At 37.7% G+C, this 8,874-nt stretch carries 11 protein-coding genes; 9 read left to right on the forward strand and 2 right to left on the reverse strand.

Features of this window, described 5'->3' with window-relative positions; genetic code table 11:
- The first annotated feature begins 307 nt into the window (after positions 1-307).
- The 9 genes from AC3WOM_RS03875 (at position 308) to AC3WOM_RS03915 (ending at position 7,647) form a co-directional block, all read left to right on the forward strand.
- Entirely contained in the window at positions 308-1,291 is a 984-nt protein-coding gene (locus tag AC3WOM_RS03875) for an ABC transporter substrate-binding protein (protein ID WP_492445096.1), read from the forward strand.
- A 90-nt stretch (positions 1,292-1,381) separates the two neighbouring features.
- A complete protein-coding gene (locus AC3WOM_RS03880; protein ID WP_492445097.1) occupies positions 1,382-2,389 on the forward strand; it encodes a FecCD family ABC transporter permease in 1,008 nt (335 codons plus the stop codon).
- Positions 2,382-3,413, forward strand: a complete 1,032-nt coding sequence (locus tag AC3WOM_RS03885) for a FecCD family ABC transporter permease (protein WP_492445099.1) — start codon at positions 2,382-2,384, stop codon at positions 3,411-3,413. Before AC3WOM_RS03880 ends, AC3WOM_RS03885 begins: the two co-directional genes overlap by 8 nt.
- 30 nt (positions 3,414-3,443) lie before the next feature.
- Positions 3,444-4,226, forward strand: coding sequence for an ABC transporter ATP-binding protein (locus tag AC3WOM_RS03890; protein WP_492445197.1), 783 nt, complete (start codon positions 3,444-3,446; stop codon positions 4,224-4,226).
- Positions 4,223-4,999, forward strand: coding sequence for an alpha/beta hydrolase (locus AC3WOM_RS03895; RefSeq protein ID WP_492445101.1), 777 nt, complete (start codon positions 4,223-4,225; stop codon positions 4,997-4,999). The genes AC3WOM_RS03890 and AC3WOM_RS03895 overlap by 4 nt, the downstream gene beginning before the upstream one ends.
- A gap of 99 nt (positions 5,000-5,098) precedes the next feature.
- On the forward strand, positions 5,099-5,563 hold the full coding sequence (locus tag AC3WOM_RS03900) for a GNAT family N-acetyltransferase (protein WP_492445102.1): 465 nt from the start codon (positions 5,099-5,101) through the stop codon (positions 5,561-5,563).
- A 6-nt stretch (positions 5,564-5,569) separates the two neighbouring features.
- Entirely contained in the window at positions 5,570-6,232 is a 663-nt protein-coding gene (locus tag AC3WOM_RS03905) for a hypothetical protein (protein WP_492445199.1), read from the forward strand.
- A 62-nt stretch (positions 6,233-6,294) separates the two neighbouring features.
- Entirely contained in the window at positions 6,295-6,780 is a 486-nt protein-coding gene (locus AC3WOM_RS03910; RefSeq protein WP_427537516.1) for a DUF4871 domain-containing protein, read from the forward strand.
- A gap of 354 nt (positions 6,781-7,134) precedes the next feature.
- Entirely contained in the window at positions 7,135-7,647 is a 513-nt protein-coding gene (locus AC3WOM_RS03915) for a YfiT family bacillithiol transferase (protein ID WP_427537519.1), read from the forward strand.
- 162 nt (positions 7,648-7,809) lie between these two features.
- Here the strand turns inward: AC3WOM_RS03915 and AC3WOM_RS03920 are convergent, their stop codons facing one another.
- Together AC3WOM_RS03920 and AC3WOM_RS03925 are read right to left on the reverse strand one after the other, a co-directional pair.
- Positions 7,810-8,421 (reverse strand): exosporium glycoprotein BclB-related protein, encoded by a 612-nt coding sequence (locus AC3WOM_RS03920; protein WP_427537522.1) that lies wholly within the window; start codon positions 8,419-8,421, stop codon positions 7,810-7,812.
- 228 nt (positions 8,422-8,649) lie between these two features.
- On the reverse strand, positions 8,650-8,874 hold a 225-nt coding region (locus tag AC3WOM_RS03925; protein WP_492445104.1), incomplete at its 5' end, for a hypothetical protein.

Below are 8,874 nucleotides of genomic sequence, written 5' to 3' on the forward strand. Positions count from 1 at the left end.
AGCGTCAGCGCAGGAAGCGGCTCGTCGCTCGCCCACAGGAAAGCGAGTAGCCTGGAACGGAAATCACCTTCATTTGAATTAGTAGTATTCACAAAGAGTTCCTTGACCATTTAGTTTTTCAACACTATGAAATCAAAACGGCAAAAGTCCATGTTATTCATGAAATTATCCATTCACAACTGTTTTTCTCTTTGTTAGGATAATATCCGTAAATGATAATGAGTATCAATTAAATTATTGATTTCTATTGACTTAATAATGAAAACGATTATCATTATCAATAGAGAGTTGTAGGGAGAGAATATAAATGAATAAATATTTTAAAATGTGTGCACCTGCTTTATTAGCTTTATCCTTGGCAGCATGTGGAACAGATAAAGCAGAAGAGTCCAATGCATCTTCAAATAATACAGCGGAAACAAGTGCAACAGAATCACAAGCAAATGAGACTAAAACTCAGACAATCACTTATCTAGGGGAAAAATATGAACTTCCTGCTAAAGTGAATAATATTGTAGCGGCAAGCTTGGAATCCATGGAGGATGCTGCGATGCTCGGTATTAAGCCAGTCGGAGTACTTGAAATTGGTGGTAAAATTCCTTCTTATCTTGTTTCTGAATTTGAGGGTGCTAAGCTTGTGGGGAATAAAATGGAGCCTAACGCAGAAGCCATTCTTGATCTTGATCCAGATGTAATTGTAGGTACTTCCAAATTCCCTGAAGAAACTGCTGAAAAGCTCAACAAAATTCAAACAATGATTCCATATTCACATATCTCTACAAATTGGAAGGAAAACCTAACATTACTTGCACAGCTTACTGGTAAAGAGGATGATGCTAAAAAAATCATTGCAGATTATGATACCAAGGTGGCTGATGCACAAGCTAAATCGAAAGAGCAGCTTACAGACAAACAAGTATTAGTTATTCGAGTACGTGGCGGAGTAATGTATATTTATCCAGCAGGCGTTTACTTAAATCCGGTTTTATATGAGGATTTAGGAGCACCAATTCCTGAAATTCTTAAAACAACAAAAGCTCAGGCTGAACTTTCTCTTGAAACATTAGCGCAGGTAAATCCAGATGCCATTTTCCTTCAGTTTGAGGAATCAGAAAATGCAGATGCACCAAAAGCATTAGAGGATTTACAAAAGAATCCGATTTTTGCAAGCTTAAAGGCATCACAAAATAATCAAATTTTCGTGAATGCAATTGATCCGTTAGCACAAGGTGGTACGGCTTGGTCTAAAGTGAAATTCTTAGATATTGCAACAGAAAAATTACTTAAATAGTTGTTTTAGAGAGGCTGGTAATAGATTTGGTGGCATCACCAGGCTATTACCAGCCTTTTATAAGAGTTCAAATAGAAAAAGGTGTGGAAGTTGAAAAAAACAAACATAATGGCATTTTCAATAGTAGCAGCTTCTCCATTTTTAATTGTGATGATAGCATTAGTTTCCGTTATGTACGGAACAAAAGACATTAGTGCAATCACAATATGGCAGGCGATTTCTGCATTTGATCCCTCGAATGTGGATCATCAAATTGTTAGAACTGGTCGTATTCCTAGGATTGCTGCAGTTTTATTAGTGGGCGCATTTTTAGCAGTAGCTGGTGCTGTTATGCAGGGCATTACACGAAATTATTTAGCATCCCCTTCCTTGATGGGTGTGAATGATGGCTCAGCTTTTGTTATTACGCTAGCTATTGTATTTTTCCCAGGTCTCCCTAACTACCAAATGATTCTGCTTTCTATGGTGGGCTCTGCATTAGGGGCTGGAATAGTTTTTGGATTTGGTTCTTTAATTCGCAATGGTTTATCACCTGTTCGACTGGCGATTATTGGTACTGTTATTGGTACATTTTTAAGTAGTATAGCTACTGCGATTGCAATGTATTTCCAAGTATCGCAAACAGTAAGTGTATGGTATAACACGAAGGTACATATGGTGGATATGGATATGCTGCTGCTAGCTATCCCATTTGGTTTAGTCGGTTTAGTCCTTGCCTTATTATCAGCGAAGGCTATTACAATCACTTCTTTGGGTGAAGATATTGCCATAGGGCTTGGACAAAAGACAACAGCGGTGAAAATCATTAGTATGCTAGCTGTTGTATGTTTAACAGGTACAGCAGTTGCACTTGTCGGAAAAATTGCCTTTGTTGGATTAGTTATCCCACATATTACACGCTTCCTTGTTGGAGTAGATTATCGCTTTATTATTCCTTGTGCGGCGGTAATAGGCTCGTTTTTCCTAGCACTTTGTGATGTACTTAGCCGTTTTGTCAATTTTCCATTCGAAACGCCAATTGGTGTATTAACAGCATTAGTGGGTGTTCCATTCTTCTTATATTTAGTTCGTAAACACGGGGGTGAAAAGCGTGCGTAAAAAAACCTCAAGTGTATTTGTTATGACCGCTTCTATACTTATTTTATTTATTTTAGTTGCCAGCTATCTTCATATTACGAATGGGGTATTTGATATGTCTGTGATGGATGTCACTAAAACATTACTCCGTATTGAGCCCAATCCAAAATTTGATCTTGTTATTTTTGAATTTCGTTTACCACGTATTGTCATTGCAGCCCTTGTTGGCGTTGGCTTAGGTATGGCAGGTGTGGTATTACAAGGTATTACACGTAATGGACTAGCAGACCCTGGCATTTTAGGAATCAATGCTGGAGCTGGAGCAGCCGTTGTGATATTTATGTTTTTCTTTCAATTACGTTTAGTGACTGCGGATATGAATAGCTGGTTATCCATTTTAATGATGCCGCTATTTGGATTTGTCGGAGGAGCAATAGCCGCTATACTAATTTTTTCCTTTGCCCTAAAAAATGGTCACTTGGATATGCAGCGATTAATTTTAACTGGGATAGCCATTAATAGTGGATTTGGGGCATTATCATTATTTTTATCATTAAAAATGAGCGCCCAAGATTATGAATCAGCAGCAGTATGGATGGCCGGCTCCATCTACAATGCTAATTGGGTTTTTGTGGTAACGATGTTGCCGTGGCTGATTATATTAGGTATTTATGTGCATCGTAAATCATATTTACTCGATTATTTTCAGCTGGAAGAGGATAGTATTACTAGCTTAGGGATAGCGGTTGAAAAAGAGAAGATGAAGCTGTTACTGGCAAGCGTTGGTTTAGTCAGTGCCTGTGTTTCGGTATCGGGTAGTATTGGCTTTATTGGATTAATGGCACCGCATATTGCGAAGCAACTTGTTGGTATACAGCATCGTTATGTCATGCCAGTAAGTGCATTAATTGGTGCTGGCTTATTAATTTTGGCTGATTTTATTGGAAAAACAGTATTTGCACCATCTGAGCTGGCAGTTGGTATTGTTGTCTCCATTATAGGAATTCCATATTTCTTATATTTATTAGTGAAATCAAAAGCATAGGAGGGAAAAGGTGTGCAAACTGCATTTAGAATGGAAAATTTATCTTCTGGCTATGAGCAGGTTCGAGTATTTGAAGGTCTAAATTTAACAATTGAGGAGGGAAAGGTTACAACCATTATAGGACCAAATGGTTGTGGAAAATCCACATTGTTGAAAACAATTGGTCGGATATTGAAAAAACAACAGGGTACGGTTTATTTGCAGGATCAAAATATGCAAAATCTATCTACAAAGGAAATCGCAAAAAAGCTAGCGATCCTTTCACAAACACCCATTGCTCCTGGACAGCTAAAGGTAGAGGAGCTAATTGCCTATGGTCGCTATCCGCATCGGAATAATGTCAATCGCCTGACAAAAAAGGATGAGGAAATGATTGAGTGGGCCTTAACCGTTACCAACACTATAGAATTTCGTGATCGAGACCTTGCACAGCTTTCAGGAGGTCAACGTCAACGTGTATGGCTGGCAATGGCACTTGCACAAGAAACAAATATTTTATTGCTAGATGAACCGACGACTTATTTAGATATGGCACACCAGTTAGAGGTGCTAGAAATTGTGAAAAGCTTGAATGAGGAGCATCGTTGCACAATAGTGATGGTCTTACATGACATTAATCATGCAGCACGTTATTCAGACCATTTAATCGCAATGCGTCAGGGTGTTGTGATGAAAACAGGGACACCTCAAGAGATATTATCCGTGGATGTAATGCGTCAGGTATTTAATATTGATGCACGTATTATGGTGGACCCTGTGACGAATACACCTGTATGTTATGGCTATGATGTGCTAAAGGAGGTTAATCAATGATGCTCGAAAGGACAAATCTCGATTATTTAACACAGCAAATGACCTCCAATTTTACGAATTATAGGTATACAATCAACATCTACGTACCTCAGGGTGAGGCGCCAGAAGAAGGCTTTCCTGTTTTATATGTATTAGATGGATCGTCCTATTTCCAGCTTGTAAAGGAAGCAATGCGTCTGCAAAGTAGAAATGCCCCGAAGACAGGTATATTACCAGCAATCGTAGTTGGCATTGGGCATGGAGCTGATATGCAGGAACGACGTTTTTATGATTTTACGGGACAAGCTGAATCCTATACGTATCCTGCAAGATTTAAAGGAAAGGACCATGAAAGGCATGGTGGAGCCGAAAACTTTAGCAGGTTTTTAGAGGAAGAATTAAAGCCAGAGATGCTAGCTAACTTTCCTATAAATAATGAACAGCAAACACTTTTTGGACATTCACTTGCTGGCTATTTTGTGCTGTGGCAATTATTCCATCAATCGTCTAGTTATCAACGTTATATTGCTATTAGCCCTTCTATTTGGTGGAACGAGCATGAGCTATTACGTTTTGCATCAGCATTTATTAAGGATAATCAGGAAATAAAGGCAAAGCTGTTCATCGGAGTGGGTGAACTTGAAACCTTTATGGTGGATGATGCACAACAAATTGCAAATAGATTACAGAATGTCATGGATATTTCCTTTTATGAGGGACTTGAAGAAAATCATGCTTCCATTGTTCCAACTATTATGAGTAGAGCAATACGTTTTGTGAATAAAAATAAATAACGAAACCGCATTATCTTTGATAATGCGGTTTAAATTTATTTAAAAATGCAATAAAATGTATATTAAAACAAAAGGGAAATCCTGATAAAGATGGTAATTATGTTAGCACAATTAAAAGATGCACCTATTATTCATGATGTAATGTTACAGGCATTTAAAGAATATGAGCATACAACACCGCCCTCAAGTGCACTTAATGAAACGGTTGAATCGATTAAAGAGGGTATGGAAAGAGGAGAAAATGCCTTTATTGCTTATCTCAATGAACAGCCCGTTGCTATGGTAAGGTTTACATTTAGTGATCACAGTGTTTATTTTTTTAGATTATCTGTCATCCCTTCAAAACAAGGACATGGCTTGGCCAAAGCAGTATTGAAAAAGCTTGAACATCATGCACTTGCTAATGGTAAAACGATTAGTAAATGTAAGGTTCGTATGTCTGTCCCTCGAAACATTGAGTTATATCTTTCATTAGGTTATGTTATTACAAAAGAGCAGAAGGGCGAGAATCTTAACAGCTTCTCTCTTTCTATAGCAACGATGGAGAAACAGCTTACTAAGTAGGAGGGAATACATTTGCGGAAAAGGCTTGGCTGCTTGCATGCACATTATTCGAACATAGCATATATTGAACAAACATTTTTAAATATCAATCACATAGAGCTTGTACATTTTGTAGATCCAGGTCTTATCCTGCAAGCCTTAAATGGAAATAGCGGTTTAGCTTTTAAGGTGAAGGAACAGCTTGAATGGATGGAGAGCTGTCAGATAGATGCTATTTTAATAACGTGTACAAATTATATTGCTCTGTTAGAGGAAGCACCCATTACACTTTCCATTCCAATTTTGAAAATAGACGAACCCTTTTTTGAAGCTATTTGTAAGAATGAACAGCCTCAAACAATCCTTTTTACGAATCCTGGAACCGTAGAGGGTACAATGCACAGGCTTCAGCAATATGCCATCCAACATAACAAAGAGATTGAAGCTGTAGCAAAGGTAATCGACAATTCTTTTGAACTGATTATGCAGGGAAAGCAGGAAGCATATAAAAAAGCCATTCTTCAAGCTCTTTATCATTTAAAAGAGGATCAACGACAAACGTCTGTTGCACAGCTTTCAATGGTGGAGGCTGCACAGCTATTCGAAAAAGAGTCAGGGCTAACAATTACTCATCCTCTAAAATCGTTAGCTGAATTTGTAGTAAGATCAATAGAAAAATATTCAGAATAATCTGTAACAATACATACAAAAAATTCGTTACATAGATAAAGCCATCTTGAAGGAGTGGTGTAATGAAGCGATGTATCCTTGTATTTACAGTATTATTATTTCTAGCAGGCTGTGTAATGAATGAAAAAGCAGTAGTACTACCTGATGATTTACCTGATTTTGTTCAAGAAAGTGACTTTGCATCAATTAATTGGGACAAAAAAGCCGAAGTGTTTGGTGATAGAGGTAGTATAGTAGGGAATATCAATAAATCTGGCGTCATTGGTGCTGATGCGCCAAGCCTAAGCACCCAAAAATGGATGTGGCATCTTTGGGGAGTAGAGCCTACTCTTGACACAGAGCTGACGATAGTCGGCTATCATAAAGATTCAAAAACAGTTCATCCAATATTGATAAATGGTTGGACAACGGGCCTTGGTGGACCTAATAATGGTGCAGATGCCCATACACCCTCAAGTGTAAAAATTCCAGAGCCGGGCGTATGGGCAATATTGCTTTATATCAACGGCAGCTATTTTGATACGTTAATTTATGATATCACTCAATAGAATTTGTTATGTTATAGTGAAATAAATATTCAAAACCCTTATTTTGTAAGTTTAAATTCTTGCATAATAAGGGTTTTTATTTTTGATAGTGGAAGTTTATTTTTTGTCACATTTTGGGTAGTTCAATTGTTTACGTATATAGTTAGAGAAAATGGGGTGGTTAAGTGCATACAAAATTTTTCGAGCAGATGATCGAATTGCTTACTTGCTTAAGGAGTACTATGAAAAAATTTATGTGTATTGCTTTAACATATTAAGGAATGCCCATGATCCTGAAAAAATAATGCCAGTAGCGCGAAAAATATTAAATTGGTAATATAAAAAGTAAGAAAATAGAAAACGGAGGAGAGCTATATGACCGATTTACGCTATCCAATTGGGCAATTTCAATTTCCGGAAATTGTGACAACTCAGCAAGTAAAGGAATGGATTGATGATATTCGTCTGTTACCTAGACAATTAGCGGAGGAACTAAGTGGTGTAAGTGAGCAAGCATTAGCGAAAACGTATCGAGAACATGGCTGGACTGTTACACAGCTAGTCCATCACATCGCCGATAGTCATATGAATAGCTATATTCGTTTTAAATTAGCACTAACTGAGGATGTACCGACGATTAAGCCGTACAATGAAGCGGAATGGGCACAACTTCCAGATTCAGAACTTCCAGTAGCGACCTCCTATAAACTAATCGAAAGCTTACATGAGCGCTGGGTTTATTTACTGTCCAGTCTAACAGAGGAGCAACTGCAAAGAGCGTTTAACCATCCAGATTCAGGATTACTAACACTTGAAAAAGCCATAGCTCTATATGCTTGGCATGGAAAGCATCACCTTGCTCATATTCAAAATGCTTTGGCGAAATAATTAATGCAATCCATTTAAATTGAAAAATAGGCGATTTCTCAGTTTTAAGAAAATCGCCTATTTTTTTGCTTATTTTTTCAATTGTTTTCAAGGTAGTATCATATTTTGCATGGATGATTAACGCTGTAGGGTAGCTTTAATCTAACATACGAGCATAATCTTTTATACAATATTGATTCCTGCACTTGCGTTACCAGTAACAGAAGCAACAATCCCTGAGGAAGTAAGAGAGAATATCATTAATAAACGATCACCAGCAGCTACTGGCACTGGTGTAACGTTTCTAGTACCAAATGTAATAGTACCTATTGCTATTGTTGAGAGAGCTGGTGCTAAATCAACAAATGCATCTGTAGGGCTGAAAATATTACTTCCCGCAACCGCGCGGTAAATTTGCGCTCTGACTGTTGCTGTTCCTAAAAGACCTACACCAACTGTTGCAGACAAGGACGCAGAAATAGATGTAATAGTTCCTGCACGTGGAACGGAAAAGGCTTCTGTTCCAGTAGCAGCTGTTAAGTCTATATTTATACCAGTAAGGGTTACCCCTGGAATAGACGTGCCGAATCCTACCATACTTACTGTCCCGATAGCGCCACCAAGAACTGATGTTAAAACAACAGGAACAATACCTGATGCGAATGGGATGATGGAGCCTGTTGCTGGTGGAGTAGAAATACATGCAGCATCTATAGCTTCAAAAGGACCGAGTGCAGCACACTCATTATTTTGATTTGCACAGCCGCCGCACGTTGAATTACAATTCATACACATTTTTACACCCCCTTTCTTCATTATTCTATTCAGCTATGTTTGTGGGGTCAGGGCAAATATCTAAATTGAAGCTTTTATTGTATAAATTTTAGAGAGCGCTTTAGGGAAGCTTTATCCAATCTCCATGAATCATCTTATGTGACTGTTGAGCATAAAAAAGTCCAATATGTATTTTCATACTTATTGGACGATTTATCAGTTCTACTTTTCATACTAAACCACTTTAAACTAACTCCATTTCCTAAAGAAATTGAAAAATAATGAGCCCTTTTCTTTTTTATGTTCTTCGTCCATATTTTCTTCTTCCTGTTGAGGTTGCTTGTTTACCTCTTGTGTATCGATATAGGCTTCAAATGTTTCTTCTGATATAGCTTCAGATTCGTCATTTTTTAAAGTAGGTGACTTTTGCTCATTTAACGCTTCAGAAGTCGTTAGAATGACAGGCTCATTCAC

This window comes from Lysinibacillus sp. FW301-JW8 (genome assembly GCF_058788755.1).